Below are 15,880 nucleotides of genomic sequence, written 5' to 3' on the forward strand. Positions count from 1 at the left end.
CAAGTTTCGGATTACGCCCATGACGAAAGACACATCTCCCCTCTATGAAATTCTCGACGAACGTTTCCGCCATCTGATTGCCGGGAATGCAGAGCTTGAGGAACTTTATGCCGGCTGCCGCTGGGCAGAAGGTCCGGTCTGGTTTTCAGATCTGAATTGCCTGTTGTGGAGCGATATTCCCAACCAGCGGATCATGCGCTGGGTGCCGGAAAACGGCGTTTCCGTGTTCAGGCAGCCATCGAATTTCGCAAATGGCAACACCCGTGATCGACAGGGCAGGCTCGTGACCTGCGAACACGGCACCAGACGTGTCAGCCGCACGGAGATCGACGGAACGATCACAGTGCTAGGCGATCGCTATCGCGGCAAACGGCTGAACTCACCCAATGATGTCGTGGTCCGCTCGGATGGCAGCATCTGGTTCACCGACCCGACATACGGCATTCTCTCGGACTACGAAGGTTACAAATCCGAGCCCGAGCAGGAAACCCGAAATGTCTACCGCATCGATCCTTCAAGCGGCGACGTCGAGATCATGGTCGACGACTTCGGCCAGCCCAATGGGCTTGCTTTTTCGCCCGATGAGACAAAGCTCTACATCGCCGATTCCTCGTCCAGCCACGATATCACCAGACCACGCAACATCAGGGTTTTCGATGTGGTCGATGACAAACGCCTGACAGGCGGGCGGGATTTCTGCAGCGTTGATGCCGGCCTGCCGGATGGTCTGCGCCTTGATATTGCGGGCAATATCTGGACAAGCGCCGGAGACGGCGTTCACTGCTTTTCGCCTGACGGCACGTTGCTCGGAAAGATCAAAGTCCCGCAAACGGTCGCAAACCTCACCTTCGGCGGGCAGCGCAAAAACCGACTGTTCATCACTGCCTCGAAGTCGCTTTATTCGATCTACGTATCGACAGCGGGCGCGCAATATCCTTGAAACGCGTGGAGCGGCAAAGCGTGGCTTACACGCTTGGCCGTAGTGCCACGATCTCCTGCCATGCCTCATAAGCGGATATCACGGTCTGCATCTGCGCCGTGTGGCCGGCAATGAAATCATCCCCATAGATGGTTTCATCGGGGTATTCGGTGATGAGCGTCATGGGAACTGTGTGGCGATCATCCACGGAAGACAGGCATGGAAACCCGTTGATGAGACGAAAGCCGGTTTCGCCCGCGTGGGTTTCGTAAAGCGCAATCTGGCGGTCATTATACTCCAGCAGGCCTGGTATCTTACCCAGATGGCGCGTCACCTTATCGAGCAAAATCTCGGCTTGTTCGGCCCATTTGGGATGGTGCCTCATAACCAGGAAAAAGCCCTTTGGCAGTGTCCACATGGCAAAATTACGAGGTACATAACCTGAGAGCGGGCGCGTCCATTCATGAGATGGGTAGCCATGCAGGTTAACATGCAGGGTGGCACCGCTCAATTCCTGCGCTGCAAAGCGAATGGCCTTCTCGTTGAGATGCGCTCCTGAATTTTCTGATGTCCGATATTCGAGATCGTCACCCAGGGCAGTGTAGCGCGCCGCGTGGTGCATGTGCCTTGGATTATCCACGCGAAGCCGCTGGTGGATGGCATAACCGTCAGGATTTTCAAGCGGCGAGATGGTGAAATGCGCGCCTGCCCGCTTTTGCAATTCACGCGCTGCACGCAGTGCACCGACAATGCCCGTCGTCTCATTCGGGTGTTGGCCGCCGCTGATCATCACGGCAGGATCGCTTCCCCTGATATAGCGCGCCGAAACCTGCCGCCCGGAACGCGCATGGGCGGTAAACTCTTCTCCGCCGACTTCGGTCAGTAGGCGCGATATCTGTTCTGCCGAAAGAGGTGCTGCGGCCGCATCGATCATCTGATCAGCTGCTCCGATGAAGCCGGTGCAGAGTGGCCTCTCTTCGACCAGAACGGAAATCTCACCCGCACTGCCGATGACCTCAGGAACAATCTGGCCCGGCTTCAGTCCACGATCACCCAGCGGGCGGCCCGATTTCTTCTGGAAGAATTCAAGCAGGGAGAAATAAAAATCCTCATGCAGCGCCTCACGCAGGCTGATGACTTCATCGCCAATGGCAAGCGGCTGATCTTCGCACGGAAAGAGAACGCGAATATTCAGCTCTTCGAAATAGGGCTCGTCCTGACCCCAATCATGCTCGGCAACGGCCTGGATTGCGTATGAAAACAGGCGCTCATAATCCGTTTCCAGCCGCTCGCCAGCCTCATCGCTATCACGCCGCAGCCAACCGGTTGGCGACACATTGGTTTCGCCAACGACATCCACATGCACGCGGTTGGGCGCGAAGACTTTCAAAGCCTCGGTTTCTCCACCGCGGCTCAGAGCCACCTCATAGAAGAAACCATCGTCTTCACGCGGCACAAATTCGATTTCAGCCTGTCCGACAAGCGCCGCAAGCGGATAGGCTTCGAGCCGGAAACGATTGGAAGGAGCGGCGGCGTGAACGGGATAGCTGATCCTGATATGATCAACACCCGCTAAATCGATCTCTTCGAGAAAGGCGTGAAGCAAAGGCTTGTAAGCGCTTCGGATGTGCGCCGTCACGCCTTTATCTGCCAAGCGCCGTTCTGCATCTCGGCGGCTTCTCGCATCGTCAAACGTCCATGCCTCGAGAGACTGACCGGGGATTGCCCGCCGTACCAACTCATCCAGAGTACTCACAAACGTCTGGCTGAAAATCTGCGTCATGATGTCTACCTTGCTGTTCTGCCGGTCGGATCAAGGCTGTCGCGAAGCCAATCACCCAAAAGATTGAGGCCGAGCACGGTGAGCAGAATTGCAAGACCCGGAAATACGCTGACCCACCATGCGATTTGCAGATAGGTACGGCCATCCGCCAGCATGCCGCCCCAGCTTGGTATCGTTGGATCAACGCCCATGCCGAGGAATGTGAGGCTGCTTTCCAGCAGAATATTGTTGGCAACGTTCAAGGTCATCAGCACGATGACCGGACCAACGAGGTTCGGTAGCAGGTGCTGGAAAATGATACGCCAGTCCTTCACGCCGATAGCCCGCGCCGACAGGATGAATTCGCGCTCACGCAGTGTCAGAACAGAACCGCGCACCAGACGCGCATATTGCACCCACTGAGAAACGATCAGCAAGATAATCGTGTTGGTGAGGCTGCCGCCGACAATGGCAATGAAGGTGATGGCGAGAAGAATGAAAGGCATGGCGAGCTGGATATCGGCAAAGCGCATGACCACCATATCCCAGAAACCGCGATAGTAACCCGCGATCAGGCCCATCAGAACGCCAAACACAACGGCACCGATGACCGATGTGAAGCCGACCAAAAGAGAGATTTTTCCGCCTGCCACAACACGCGCCAGCACATCGCGCCCCAGCGGATCTGTGCCGAAAGGATGTGCGCCGCTTGCGAAGGGTTTGGCAAGCCGTGCCATCAGATCGATCTTTTCTGCTCCACCGGGAAAAAGCACATCGGACAGGAGCACGGCAGCGCAGATAATAACCGTCAGCGTGGCACCGAGAATGAACTCGAGGCTGTAAAAGCGCGACTGGCGAAAAGTTTTGGCAGCCATGTGGGTTACTCCGTGCGGATACGGGGATCGACGAGCCCGTAAGCAATATCGACCAGAAGATTGATGCCGACGATCATCAGTGACAGCACAGTGATGACGGCCTGCAACACGGGGTAATCGCGCGCGCCGACAGCATCGAATGCAAGCGAGCCCATGCCGGGCCAGTTGAACACCCGTTCGATCACCACGATACCGCCCAGCAATCCGCCAAACTGAAGGCCGAAATAGGTGATGAGCGGAATGGCGCAGTTGCGCAGCGCGTGCTTGTAGAGCACCTTGCTTTCGCTGAGGCCCTTGGCGCGCGCAACCATGATGTATTGAGACTGTAAGGTATCGAGCATGGCCGTGCGAACGAGGCGCACATTCGTGGCCGTCAGAATAACGCCCATGGTCAGCGCAGGCATGATGTAACTCACAAAGCCGCCCATGCCGCTTGGCGGCAACCAGCCCAACGTGATCGAAAACAAGAGAACCAGCATGAGTGCTAGCCAGAAATTGGGGAATGACAGGCCAAGCAGCGAGAAGATGCGGATGGCCTGATCCACGCCTTTGCCTTTTGAAGTCGCCGCCTTGATGCCGAGCGGGATCGACAGCGCGATGGATACAACCATAGAAATGAAGGCGAGCATCAATGTGGCGGGCAGTGCATCGCCAATCAGCCGCGAGACGGGCGTGCCGCCAACGAAGCTTTTCCCGAGATCAAAGGTCACAAGGCCTTTGAGGAAGTTCCAATATTGGACGAAAAACGGCTGGTCGGTGCCGAGCGCCACGCGGATGCGCGCAAGATCCTCTTCCGTCATGCTGCCGCCGCCCTGAAACATGGTCACAGCTGGATCGCCGGTCAGGCGAATGGCAAAGGAGACGAGCAGCGTGATGGCGATGACGACGAAAAACGCCTGCAACAATCGCTTGATGAGGAAACCGGCCACGTTCTTTTCCTTGAATTGAGGATGGTGACGCCGCCCCTGTGGAGCGGCGTCAAATGCTGATTACTCAACGGTGACGTCAGTGAGCTTCAGGCGGTTATCCGGTGCGGCAACGAAGTTCTTGACCTTCTTGCTCACGCCATAGATCGCGTTCGTGTTATAAAGCGGCAGTTCCAGCGCCTTTTCAGCTGTGTATTTGCCAACTTCCTTCAGGATACGCTCACGCTCTGCGCGGTCTGTCAGCGGACGCTGGGATTCCAGCAACTTGTCCAGCGACTCATCCTTCTCGTAAGGATTCCACTTTTCGCCGGAGTGGTACATGGAATAGGCGGTGTTATCGTAATCGAATGTCCAGCCACCCCATTTCTGCTGGAACATCGCGCCGGTCTTGCCCTGCGGGATGATGTCGTTGAGCAGAACATTGGTTTCATATGGCTTAATGGTCGCTGTGATGCCGACCATCTGTAGGTAGCTGGCGATAACCTGCGTCACTTCGTTCATCGTCGCGTCATTGCCGCGAATATCGATCTGAACGGTAGAGCCCGGCTTTACGCCTGCCTCAGCGAGAAGCTTTTTCGCACCTTCAGGATCATAGGGCAGAGGCTTGAGGTCCGCGTCGTAGCCAAATGAAAGCTCGCCCTGGAAGCTTGCGATTTCAGAACCCTGACCTGCCAGGATGGATTTGACGATGGTAGCGCGATCCACCGCCATGATGATCGCCTTGCGAACTTTCGGGTCCTTGGTGATGCCATCGCGGGTGTTGAAGCGCAGCGCATCCACAGTCGGGCCGGGAACACTGACGATTTCCAGATTGGAATCGCCCTGAATGACCGGCAACATGCCAATCGGAATGGTTGGCGGAATGACCAGATCAACGCGGCCAGCCTGAAGCTCGGCAACGGCTGTCGCAGGCTCCGAGATGAAGCGGTAGTCGAGTTCGGACAGCTTTGGCGCGCCGCCCCAGTAATCGGCGTTTGCTTCGAGCTTGATATTCACCTTCGGCGCATAGGACACGAATTTGAACGCGCCAGTGCCAACCGGATTGGTGTTGAAGTTGTCCTCACCCTTTTCCTGAATGTATTTCGGCGGCACGATCATCGCGCCATATCCGGCAAGCTTGGTCAGCAGAACCGGATCGGGTGCCTTCAGCTTCATATCGACCGTGTTGTCATCGATAATCTCGACGCTCTCGATGGCCGTATAGTTGGACCGCTGCGGTCCCTTGGCACCCTGTTCGCCAAGCAGGCGATCAAAGGTAAACTTGACGGCCTGCGCATTGAAGGGCTCGCCATTGTGGAACTTCACATTCTGGCGCAGCTTGAAGCGGATGCGCTTGCCTTCGTCCAGTTCTTCCCAGGATTCAGCCAAACCGGGCACCAGCTTCAAGTCCGGGCCGCGATAGGTCAGGCCGTCGAAAATATTGGTCGCAACGGCGGCCCACTGAACCAGAAACGTATCGATCGGATCCCAGCTGCCGGGATCCTGCGGCGAGGAAATTGTCATTTTACCGGCTGCAAATGCCGGCGTTGCGGCAAATGCCACGCTTGACAATGCCAGCGCCACGAAGGCCGTCAGTCCGCTCTTTATTGTAGTCATTGATCTGTTCCTCTCAGATGGATGCGATTTTTCGCTGTTTTTCAGGCCGTTTTTGCAACAAAATGACCCGGATTGATTTCCTCATGGATGAGTATTTTTGGCTCATCGCCGACGCGCCGAACGGGGTTGGGAATTTCACCCTCGATCAGTGCCGTATGTCGCACAGCCGTCGGGTCCGCGACTGGAACGGATGACAGCAATTTGCGTGTGTAGTCATGCCCCGGCGTTTCAAACACCTGCCGACGACTGCCAAGCTCCACGACCTGCCCAAGATAGAGGACAGCCACGCGGTGGCTGATCTTTTCAACGACGGCCATATCGTGGCTGATGAACAGGTAGGAAAGGCCGCGCTCCGCCTGCAAATCCATGAACAGGTTGATGATCTGCGCCTGAATGGAAACGTCTAGCGCCGAAAGTGCCTCATCTGCGATGATGAGCTTGGGATCAGACGCCAAAGCCCGCGCGATGCAGACGCGCTGGCGCTGGCCGCCGGAAAATTCGTGCGGGTAGCGTTCTGCTACCGCAGAGTTCAAACCGACACGCTCCAGCAGCTCATCCACACGGCGGCGAACCGCTTTTCGGTCAGAGATAAGGCTATGGGTGTTGATGGGCTCGGCAATTGAAAAACCAACCGTCTTGCGCGGGTCGAGAGAGGCGAACGGATCCTGAAAGATATATTGCACCTGCTGGCGCATGCGGAACCGTTCCGCTGCGGACATGGCCGAAAAGGGCCGCCCCTCAAAGGCGATTTCTCCACCCATTGATGATTGAAGCTGCTGGATGGTGCGGCCAATGGTGGATTTTCCAGAGCCGGACTCGCCCACCAGCGCCAAAGTCTCGCCGGGGTGGATATCGAAACTGACCTTCTGGACCGCGCTCAAGCGGTGCGTGGCCTTGCCGAACAGGTTCCTGCGCACATCGAACCGGACCATGAGATCCTTCACGGAGAGCAGAGGCGTGTTCCCATAGGTCGCGGTATCCTGCACCCGCTCCTCACCGATAATCTTGGGTTTTCCATTCTCCAGAACCGTCAGCGGGGTGCGCTTTGGAAAATCCTCTCCCTGCATGCTGCCAAGGCGTGGAACGGCAGAGAGAAGCATGCGGGTGTAGGGATGCTGCGGGTTGGCGAAGATTTGCCCGACCGGACCCTCCTCCACCTTCTTGCCCTTCCACATGACAACGACGTCATCGGCCATTTCGGCGACGACGCCCATATCATGGGTAATGAAGATCATGCCCATGCCGAGCTCTTTTTGCAGATCGCGCATGATGTTGAGGATTTGCGCCTGAATGGTCACATCGAGAGCGGTTGTCGGCTCGTCCGCAATCAGAAGCTTCGGCCGGCAGGCCAGCGCCATGGCAATCATCACACGCTGGCGCATTCCGCCTGAAAGCTGGTGCGGGTAGCGACCGAGAAGCGCTGCGGCATCTGGCAAACGCACCATATCAAGCAGCCTGCGCGCCTCTTCCATCGCGGCGGCCTTCGTCATTTTCTCATGCAGGATAAGCACTTCGCAAATCTGATCACCGATGGTGAAGACCGGATTGAGCGATGTCATCGGCTCCTGAAAAATCATGGCGATATCTTTGCCACGAATGGAGCGCATGTCCTTTTGCGAAACTTTGAGCAGATCGCGACCGCCAAACATGATGCGCCCGTTCGGAAACTTCGCACCCATCATATCAGCAAGACGCATGGTCGAAAGCGATGTCACGGATTTGCCGGAACCGGACTCTCCCACCACGGCGACAGTTTTTCCGGGGGCGACAGAAAAGGAGAGGTCATCAACAACCCGGCTGGATCCAAACTCGACGCTTAATCCTTCAACGGAGAGAAGAGCGGTTGGGCTGTCCGATGCGTTCGTCATGTCTGCGTCTCCGGCGGCATGTTCTGTCTCATCCAGAGCCGTTGGCATCGCGAGCAAAACACAAGGTGGCAAGCAAAGCTCGCACGTCCCTCCTCCCCGCCATCAAACAGATCTGATTGCTAATACAGGCTACCAAAGTAGGACAATCGTGTCTAGACTGTTGAACAATATTCTATCATCGCCTAACAATTGTGCATTTGAACAACGAGCAAGCAACGAACCGAGTGACGAGGTTGATCTGCGCGATAAGACATCGACTATGCAGATAAATTGGACGCCTGTTGCCAGATGCGGTCAGGTCTCCGCGACGAGATGGCCCGGCGAAACTTCTCGAAACCGTGGCGGGACAATCTCGTAATCAACCGGCCGTATTGGACTTTTCAGCTCTTGGGCGGGATCAGCGCTTTTGACCCTGCGCCGGTCCGGATCTGGGACGGGCACTGCCGCCATAAGGCGCTTTGTATAGGGATGCTGCGGGTTTCCGAAGACCGCAACTCGGGGTCCGATTTCGACGATTGCCCCCAGATACATCACCGCCACCCGGTGGCTGACGCGCTCGACCACGGCCATATCATGCGAGATGAAAAGGAAGGCGAGATCGAGCTTTTCCTGCAAATCCAGCATGAGGTTGATGACCTGCGCCTTGATGGAAACATCGAGCGCCGACACGCTCTCATCCGCCACGATCACCTTTGGCTGAAGAGCTAACGCACGGGCAATGCAGACACGCTGGCGCTGACCGCCAGAGAATTCGTGTGGATAGCGTTTGGCCATGTCTGGTGTCAGGCCCACCTTAACGAGCATATCGGCAACCACATCTTTCGCCTGTTTCTTGTCCCCCATCCTGTGCTCAAGGAACGGTTCGGCAATGGCAGCGCCAACCGTCATGCGCGGATTGAGCGAGGCGAAAGGATCCTGAAAGATCATCTGGACGGATTTGCGCATTTCGCGCATCGCCTTCTTGTCCTGGGTCAGCACTTCGCGCCCTTCAACCATCACAGAACCGCTGCCGGGCTCAATCAGCCGCATGATGGCGCGCCCCGTGGTGGATTTGCCGCAGCCGGACTCTCCGACGAGTGAAAGGGTTTCACCGGCATGCAGATCAAACGACACGTTTTCCACGGCATGAACACGACCGGCAATGGACCCGAACAGACCTGAATGGATGTCGAAATGCTTGGTGAGGTTCTTCACCTGCAGCACCGGCTGGCCTTTTGCAACCGTATCGCCAACTTCCACCGGAATGTCGGATTCCCCGGTGAGGACATCGACCACTGGGAAGCGGCGCGGTCTTTGGTAGTCCTGCATGGAACCCAGAACTGGCACCGCCGACAGTAACGCCCGCGTATAAGGGTGTTGGCCGCGATGGAAGATATCTGCGGTGGCGCCGGTTTCCACCTGCTCCCCCTGATACATGACGACGGTACGATCCGCGATTTCGGCTACGACGCCCATATCGTGGGTGATGAAAAGAACAGACGTGCCTTCCTCTTCCTGCAAGGTTTTGATGAGATCGAGGATCTGCCCTTGGATCGTCACGTCGAGCGCCGTCGTCGGTTCGTCAGCGATCAGCAGCTTGGGCTTTGTGGCCAGCGCCATGGCAATCATCACCCGCTGCCTCATGCCGCCGGAAAAACGATGCGGATATTCATCGAAACGGGAGGCGGCTGAGGGAATGCGCACTTTTTCGAGAATGCGGATAGTCTCGGCCTTTGCCTCGCGCTTGCTCATCGGCTCGTGACACAGAAGTGCTTCGGATATCTGGTCGCCGATGGTGAAAAGCGGATTGAGGCTCGTCATCGGCTCCTGAAAGATCATCGCCACCTCATTGCCGCGCACCTTGCGCATCTCATGTTCCGGCAAGGCCAGAAGATTGCGACCGCCCAACATGACCTTGCCCTCAATGCGGCTGGTATCGGGCTGCAACAGACGCATGATCGAGAGCGATGTGACGGATTTTCCAGATCCGCTCTCACCAACAATCGCCACTGTCTCACCGGGTGCCACCGTAAAGGAGATATCTCGAACGACAGGCTTCCACTTGCCATCGACCACGAAGGACGTCCTCAAGTTCTCGATCGATAAAATCGGGTCGGTCGTTTGCGGCGCAATTGGCGTGGTCTGAGCAAGAATGGTCATGATCGTTCCCTTATTTCCAGTCTTCTGCGGTGTCGGCTGCTCAATCAGGCCAGCGCAAAGCGCCATCGAAACGGTGGCGGGAGAGATCCTCGATGGGTGTGGCGATGATTTCGTTGGAGGCGCGGGCCTTATCGAGTTCTTCGGCCAGTCTCGATGCCACGATGGTCTCCTGCCCCGGATGCAGGTTGCACGGATCGAGATAGAAGTAGTGATGCTCGACCTCATGGTCACGCACGATGATCGGCTTTGGTCCCTGCCTCAATGCAGCAGCGAGATCCCATGCGGTAACGTGCGCTTCTTGCGGGGAGATGATCACGCGCATCCGGTCGAGTGGGTTGTTGGTCGGGTCGGGCTCGATCAAGGCGGTCACGCCGGGCCGGTTCGCAAGCGTCTCCTTCCACAGGTTCAGATAGCTGGTTTCCCGCTCACGGATACCAGCGTGGTCCCGCTTTTCCCAGGCTTCCAGCGCAGCCATGACGCCGTAGATGCTTTCCTTGCCCACCTTCATGCCACGGCCGATGCCCATGTTCTGAAGGAAAGCGTTGCGCACCAGGTCTTTCCTGCCAGCGACGATGCCAGACGTCGGGCCGCCGAGGAACTTGTGACCGGAATAAAGGACGATATCGGCACCCTGCGCCAGAAACAGCTTCAGATCATATTCAGATGCCGCATCAACGATAACCGGGACGCTTTTCGCATGGGCGATCTCTACGAATTCTCTAAGGTTCAACAGACCGTAATCGACCACATGGTGAGACACGACATAGACAGCACATGCCGTCTTGTCTGTGATCGCGTTTTCCATGTGATAGCGATGCGCAGACGTCGCCTGCCCCACCATCACCACCTTGCCACCGGCCAGCCGAATGGACTGATCCACAGGTGCGCCATAGCTGACCATATGGCCCATCTGCACCAGAACCTCGTTCTTGTCCGTAGACGTTTGCGGCAGATGTTCGATGGCCAGCAGGTCCGGTCCGGTGATGGTCGCCGCCACGGCAAGGCTGATGCCGGAAGAGCAGGACGCGGTGACGAAGCCTGCCTCGCCACCCGTTAGCCGTGAGATGATGACGCTTGCCTTGCGTTGCAGATCGTTGATTTCAACGAACTGCGGCAGAATGGCTGCCATCGCGGCGATCGCTTCCGGCACCACAATCGAGGCACCGAGACTGGTCATCGTACCGGATACGTTGATTACGGGGCGCAGGCCGAGTTTGGCGCGAATATCGTCGGACATGTTACTCTCCAGTCTTTGGGCCGGTCAGCCCAGCTTTGATTTCAGTTGCCCTGCTCATGCCTATGCCATAGTAATGAAATAGGTTCTTTAGGACGCAGGAGCGTGATTTTGGATTTGAAGACATCATCGGAGGCTCTTTCCGACGAGGCATCTGTGGTTGAAAATGAGGGCAAGGCCCGCCGCTCGCGGGTGAGCGGCATGGACCGCGCCTTGCAGATCATCGATTATCTCTACGAAACGGGAGCCCCCGCAGGCGCCTATGCGATTGCCAAGGCCGTCAAGGCTCCGCTTTCCACCGTCTATGTGATCATTGATGATCTGGTCGAAAAGAACATGCTGGCCCGCAACGCAGATGGCCTGATCTGGCTTGGCGCCCGGCTCTATCACTATGGCCTTGCCTATGCGCGTTCGCTGGATTTCATGAGCGTTGCCACCCACGAAATGCACGATCTTTGTCGCGAGGCGGGCGAAACTGTTCAGGTTTGCGGCCGCGACGCCGAGCATATGCTCGTTCTGGCGATGGCCGATGGCCCAAGCCATTTTCAGGTCGCATCCCGCGTCGGCACCCGCGTTCCTCTCAACTGGACGGCGTCCGGTCGTCTTCTTGTCGGCCATATGCCGGAAGAAGAGCGTATCGAACTGTTCAAGCGCGGCGCGCGTATTTCGCCGACCGGTCGCGCCACGGTGGATGCGACGACCTTGTCCGATGCTGCCGCCAAAGCCTTTGAGGAGCGACTGTCCGTTCAGGCCGGTGAGTCCGATTACTCGGTGGCGTGTATCGCCTCTCCGATTGTCGATAACAGAGGCGATTGCGTTGCGACGATTTCCATCGTGCTTCCCGAGCAGAAGGTGCTGGCCGACAAGTCCGGCTATGCCGACCGCGTCAAGGCGTCGGCAGCGAGGATCGAAAAGCTGATGGGCTGGCGCAACCACTGACCGTCTCCTTTATGCGTGAAGCGCCACGATGGCTTCGATCTCGACCGTGATATTGCCGGGAAGCGAGCCAAAGCCGACCGCAGAGCGGGCGTGCTGGCCCGCCTCGCCGAACACGGCATTAAAAAGATCGGAGCAGCCGTTGATGACCTGCGGGTGATCCAGAAAATCAGGCGCGGCATTGACCATGCCCAGCAGCTTCACCACCCGCCGGATCCGGGCAAGGTCTCCCAGCGCGTCGTGCATCACGGCCAGCAGGTTGATGCCGGTCAGCTGCGCATCGGCATAGGCCTTTTCCGTCGAGACATCCGTCCCGACTTTTCCGGTGTGCAAGAAGCCATCGGCTTCGCGCGGGCCCTGGCCGGACAGATACAGCACATTGCCTTCAATGACATGCGTCACGAAATTGGCGATGGGTGGCGCTGGCGGTGGCAGTTCGATGCCGAGTGCAGCCAGCCGATGATAGGGCGTATCAGCCTTCGCTTCGGATTTAATCGGGGACTGGGTCACGCAAACTCCTGTGTCATGCGAAATCTTGTGTTCATGGCGGACAGCATCATCGGTAGGAATAACCGTGGCTGTGGCGGACCAGTTTGCGGGCGCGCGGAATGTAACGGCTTGCCGCAATGGCTTCCGAGCCGATAACGGCGAAGCGCGGTTCGAAAAGCTGGTTCAATTGCGAGACGTCGCCATTGGAATCCGTCGCTTCCAGATCTGAATCTACGACGTCGAAAATGGTGAAATCGGCACGGGCACCCACCGACAGACGGTTTTGCATGTCGAGCTTGATGACCTCTGCCGGGGCGTGGGTCACGGCATTGACCACCTTGTCAAAGGGCATGCCGACAGCCATGAGCTTCGACATCGTCGTTGCCAGATCCCAGACCGGGAAGTTCATGGAATGGCCATGCAGATCAGTGGAAATGGAGTGTGGCAGCAAACCACGGGCAATCGCAGCTTCCGCCACCTTGAACGAAAACGACGCGCCGCCATGGCCGATATCGAGCCGCACGCCCTCGGACGCGCAACGTTCAGCGAGATTGAACAGGTCCTCATCTTCCATAATCGATGAGCCCGCCTTGCCATTGAAGCAATGGGTTACGACATCACCCGGGCCGAGGATTTCCAGCACCTCGTCATAGAGCGCGGGGGGCTCGCCCACATGCACCATCATCGGTATTTTCAGGATTTTGGCGATCTTCTTGCCAAGCTTGACCGGCGTCACGCCCCAGGAGCCGGTGATGACGTGGCTGGCGCGCACCTTCAGACCAACGATATGCTCGCTGTTTTCGGCGTAGCATTCCAGGATGCGATCAAGGTCGATGTCCCTGATATCGCGCAGTTCAGCGACGCGATTGCAGGCAACAAGGCCAATCGAACCCAGATTGAGGAAGGCCTTGATCCGCTCTTTTGATGGCTCGATGATATATTCGCGGAAACCATGGAAGTTGGCTTCGCCCGCAGAGCCTGCGTCAACAAGCGTTGTTACGCCGCGCTCTGCACCACACTCAGACGGGCGGATCGAAATATCCGTGCCGCCATGCCAGATGTGGACATGCAGATCCACCCAGCCGGGGGAAATCCAGGCGCCCTTGCCATCAACGCGCGTGGCGTCTGCCGGGGCGGCGATGGACTGACCGATGGCGGCGATCTTGCCGTCACCACCGACCAGAATATCGGTCGTGCCTGTCTGTGCGGTTTCGCCAAAAGCCATGGGCTTGACGTTGGTGAGGAGGAGCGGTTTCGCGTTTTCCCCGGTCATATTACAAATCCCTTCGCAGTCTTGGATCGAGCATATCCCGCAAGCCATCGCCCACCATTTGCAGCGACAGCACGGAAAGAATGATGGCAAAGCCGGGGAAGTAGGTCATCCAGTCGGCCTGACCGATATATTGGCGGCCGCTGGCGATCATGGTTCCCCAAGTTGGAATTTCCGGGCTGACACCGAGCCCAAGAAAGGAAAGGCCAGCCTCGGCTAGCATGGCGCTGGCAAACAGGAAGGTGGCCTGCACAAGGATGGGCGACAGAAGGTTGCGCAGGACATGCCGCGTCATGATGTGGAACGTGGATATGCCAAGCGCCTGCGCCGCCTCCACATAAGGCAATTCGCGGATGACCAGCGTCGAGGCCCGCACAATGCGCGCAAGACGCGGCGAATACACAATGGACAGTGCCACGATGACGGTGGTGAGCGAAGGTCCGAGTGCGGCAACCAACGCGATAGCGAGAAGAATATCAGGAAACGCCATCATGGCATCGATCAGACGGGCAATCGGCGTATCGAGCCGTTTGAAGAAACCCGCGAGCAGACCGAGGGTGACGCCGATCAATGCCGACAGGACCACAACGGACGCCCCGATCAGCAGAGACAAACGAGCCGAATAAATCGTGCGCGAGAAGACGTCACGGCCGAATTCATCGGTGCCGAACCAGAATACATCACTGGGTGGTTTGAGCCTGTTGACGATAGAAAGCTTCGACGGTGAGTAAGGCGCGATCCAGGGCGCGAGTGCCGCCAGAAGAACAAAGACCACGAGAATGATAAGGCCAAAGGCCACCGTCTTGCGCTTTAAGAAGCGGCGCAGGAATTTCGAACCTTCGCTTGCGGCAGGCTTTGGCGTGGTTGCTGTGATATCGACCATCCGTCGCGCCCCCTTAATAACGAACGCGCGGATCGATCGCCAGATACAGCATATCGATCGCAAAATTGATGAAGACATAGAGCGCCGCGATAACCAGCAGGGCGCCCTGGATGACCGGATAATCCCGTCGCAGCACCGCTGACACGACCAGACTTCCAACGCCTGGAAGACCAAACACCGTCTCGGTCACGACCGCACCCGAAATCAGCACGGCAGCGGTCAAGCCGATGACAGTGAGGATCGGAATGAGCGCATTCTTCAAGGCGTGCTTGAGGATGACGCGGCGCTCTATCAGCCCCTTGGCCCGGGCTGTGCGGATATAGTCATCACCCAGCACATCCAGCATGGAGGCGCGGGTAAAGCGCAGGATGAGCGCGGATGAAACGATGCCGAGTGCAAAGGCTGGCAGTGTCAGGTGGTACATGCGCTCCATAAAGCTGGAGCCCGGCCCACCATAGCCGGAAACCGGAAACAGGTTCAGCTTAACGGAAAAGAACTGCATGAGAATGAGGCCGAGCCAGAAGCTGGGTATGCTGGCGGCCAGCATGGCAATCGTCGTTGCGGCCTGATCGACAAAGGACCCACGGCGATAGGCCGCGTAGATGCCGATCGGCAAGGCGATGACGCTGGCGATCAGGAGCGAGAACAGTGTCAGAAAGAACGTCGGTTCCGCACGCGCCAAAAGAGCCGATGTGACGGGCATGTTCAGGAAGATCGATTGACCAAGATCTCCCTTCAGCATCTGCCCGATATAGATGAAATATTGAACGACGAGGGACTGATCCAGCCCCAGCCGCATCCGCAAATCAGCAATGTCCTGAGCGGAGGCATCCGGGCCGAGCATGACGGCAGCCGGATCACCCGGCGTAACGCGCACAATGACGAAGACTATGGTCACGACGAGGAACATCACGACAATCATGCCAAACAGGCGCTGGAGAATATAACGGATCATATCTGTCTCTCTTCATGCTCCAGATCAG

Annotated in this window: 13 protein-coding genes; 2 read left to right on the forward strand and 11 right to left on the reverse strand. The window is 57.3% G+C overall.

Annotation, left to right across the window (positions count from 1 at the left end):
* The first annotated feature begins 19 nt into the window (after window positions 1-19).
* A complete protein-coding gene (locus ACQZ51_RS16845; protein ID WP_448778931.1) occupies window positions 20-940 on the forward strand; it encodes an SMP-30/gluconolactonase/LRE family protein in 921 nt (306 codons plus the stop codon).
* 25 nt (window positions 941-965) lie between these two features.
* Here ACQZ51_RS16845 and ACQZ51_RS16850 read toward each other — a convergent pair whose 3' ends face one another.
* The 7 genes from ACQZ51_RS16850 to ACQZ51_RS16880 form a co-directional block, all read right to left on the reverse strand.
* Entirely contained in the window at window positions 966-2,702 is a 1,737-nt protein-coding gene (locus ACQZ51_RS16850) for a M14 family metallopeptidase (protein WP_448778933.1), read from the reverse strand.
* A 5-nt stretch (window positions 2,703-2,707) separates the two neighbouring features.
* A complete protein-coding gene (locus ACQZ51_RS16855; RefSeq protein ID WP_448778934.1) occupies window positions 2,708-3,556 on the reverse strand; it encodes an ABC transporter permease in 849 nt (282 codons plus the stop codon).
* 5 nt (window positions 3,557-3,561) lie between these two features.
* Window positions 3,562-4,485, reverse strand: coding sequence for an ABC transporter permease (locus tag ACQZ51_RS16860; protein WP_448778936.1), 924 nt, complete (start codon window positions 4,483-4,485; stop codon window positions 3,562-3,564).
* Window positions 4,486-4,545: 60 nt separating this feature from the next.
* A complete protein-coding gene (locus ACQZ51_RS16865; protein ID WP_448778937.1) occupies window positions 4,546-6,078 on the reverse strand; it encodes an ABC transporter substrate-binding protein in 1,533 nt (510 codons plus the stop codon).
* A gap of 41 nt (window positions 6,079-6,119) precedes the next feature.
* On the reverse strand, window positions 6,120-7,946 hold the full coding sequence (locus ACQZ51_RS16870) for an ABC transporter ATP-binding protein (RefSeq protein WP_448778939.1): 1,827 nt from the start codon (window positions 7,944-7,946) through the stop codon (window positions 6,120-6,122).
* Between the two features lie 294 nt (window positions 7,947-8,240).
* Entirely contained in the window at window positions 8,241-10,085 is a 1,845-nt protein-coding gene (locus tag ACQZ51_RS16875; RefSeq protein ID WP_448778940.1) for an ABC transporter ATP-binding protein, read from the reverse strand.
* 40 nt (window positions 10,086-10,125) lie between these two features.
* The gene (locus ACQZ51_RS16880; RefSeq protein WP_448778941.1) at window positions 10,126-11,322 is read right to left on the reverse strand and encodes an aminotransferase class V-fold PLP-dependent enzyme; all 1,197 of its coding nucleotides are present in this window, start codon (window positions 11,320-11,322) and stop codon (window positions 10,126-10,128) included.
* Window positions 11,323-11,424: 102 nt separating this feature from the next.
* Here ACQZ51_RS16880 and ACQZ51_RS16885 point away from each other — a divergent pair, with 102 nt between their 5' ends.
* Window positions 11,425-12,258 carry an IclR family transcriptional regulator gene (locus ACQZ51_RS16885; RefSeq protein ID WP_448778942.1) on the forward strand — a complete coding sequence of 278 codons (834 nt, stop codon included), beginning with the start codon at window positions 11,425-11,427 and terminating at the stop codon, window positions 12,256-12,258.
* A gap of 9 nt (window positions 12,259-12,267) precedes the next feature.
* On the opposite strand, the gene ACQZ51_RS16890 is transcribed toward ACQZ51_RS16885, so the two are convergent.
* The 4 genes from ACQZ51_RS16890 to ACQZ51_RS16905 are packed head-to-tail and all read right to left on the reverse strand — an operon-like array spanning window position 12,268 to window position 15,852.
* The gene (locus ACQZ51_RS16890; protein ID WP_448778944.1) at window positions 12,268-12,765 is read right to left on the reverse strand and encodes a RidA family protein; all 498 of its coding nucleotides are present in this window, start codon (window positions 12,763-12,765) and stop codon (window positions 12,268-12,270) included.
* A 46-nt stretch (window positions 12,766-12,811) separates the two neighbouring features.
* Entirely contained in the window at window positions 12,812-14,017 is a 1,206-nt protein-coding gene (locus tag ACQZ51_RS16895; protein ID WP_448778946.1) for an amidohydrolase/deacetylase family metallohydrolase, read from the reverse strand.
* Window position 14,018: 1 nt separating this feature from the next.
* On the reverse strand, window positions 14,019-14,897 hold the full coding sequence (locus ACQZ51_RS16900) for an ABC transporter permease (RefSeq protein ID WP_448778948.1): 879 nt from the start codon (window positions 14,895-14,897) through the stop codon (window positions 14,019-14,021).
* 13 nt (window positions 14,898-14,910) lie between these two features.
* Window positions 14,911-15,852 carry an ABC transporter permease gene (locus ACQZ51_RS16905; RefSeq protein WP_042616974.1) on the reverse strand — a complete coding sequence of 314 codons (942 nt, stop codon included), beginning with the start codon at window positions 15,850-15,852 and terminating at the stop codon, window positions 14,911-14,913.
* Window positions 15,853-15,880: the final 28 nt, after the last annotated feature.

This window comes from Agrobacterium sp. CG674, from assembly GCF_053521645.1.

Bases quoted from the DNA above. Each gene is read 5' to 3' on its own strand.
- ACQZ51_RS16875 (WP_448778940.1), bottom strand. From the start codon at position 10,085: ATGACCATTCTTGCTCAGACCACGCCAATTGCGCCGCAAACGACCGAC.
- ACQZ51_RS16855 (WP_448778934.1), bottom strand. From the start codon at position 3,556: ATGGCTGCCAAAACTTTTCGCCAGTCGCGCTTTTACAGCCTCGAGTTC.
- ACQZ51_RS16900 (WP_448778948.1), bottom strand. From the start codon at position 14,897: ATGGTCGATATCACAGCAACCACGCCAAAGCCTGCCGCAAGCGAAGGT.
- ACQZ51_RS16880 (WP_448778941.1), bottom strand. From the start codon at position 11,322: ATGTCCGACGATATTCGCGCCAAACTCGGCCTGCGCCCCGTAATCAAC.
- ACQZ51_RS16870 (WP_448778939.1), bottom strand. From the start codon at position 7,946: ATGACGAACGCATCGGACAGCCCAACCGCTCTTCTCTCCGTTGAAGGA.
- ACQZ51_RS16865 (WP_448778937.1), bottom strand. From the start codon at position 6,078: ATGACTACAATAAAGAGCGGACTGACGGCCTTCGTGGCGCTGGCATTG.
- ACQZ51_RS16850 (WP_448778933.1), bottom strand. From the start codon at position 2,702: ATGACGCAGATTTTCAGCCAGACGTTTGTGAGTACTCTGGATGAGTTG.
- ACQZ51_RS16845 (WP_448778931.1), top strand. From the start codon at position 20: ATGACGAAAGACACATCTCCCCTCTATGAAATTCTCGACGAACGTTTC.
- ACQZ51_RS16895 (WP_448778946.1), bottom strand. From the start codon at position 14,017: ATGACCGGGGAAAACGCGAAACCGCTCCTCCTCACCAACGTCAAGCCC.
- ACQZ51_RS16905 (WP_042616974.1), bottom strand. From the start codon at position 15,852: ATGATCCGTTATATTCTCCAGCGCCTGTTTGGCATGATTGTCGTGATG.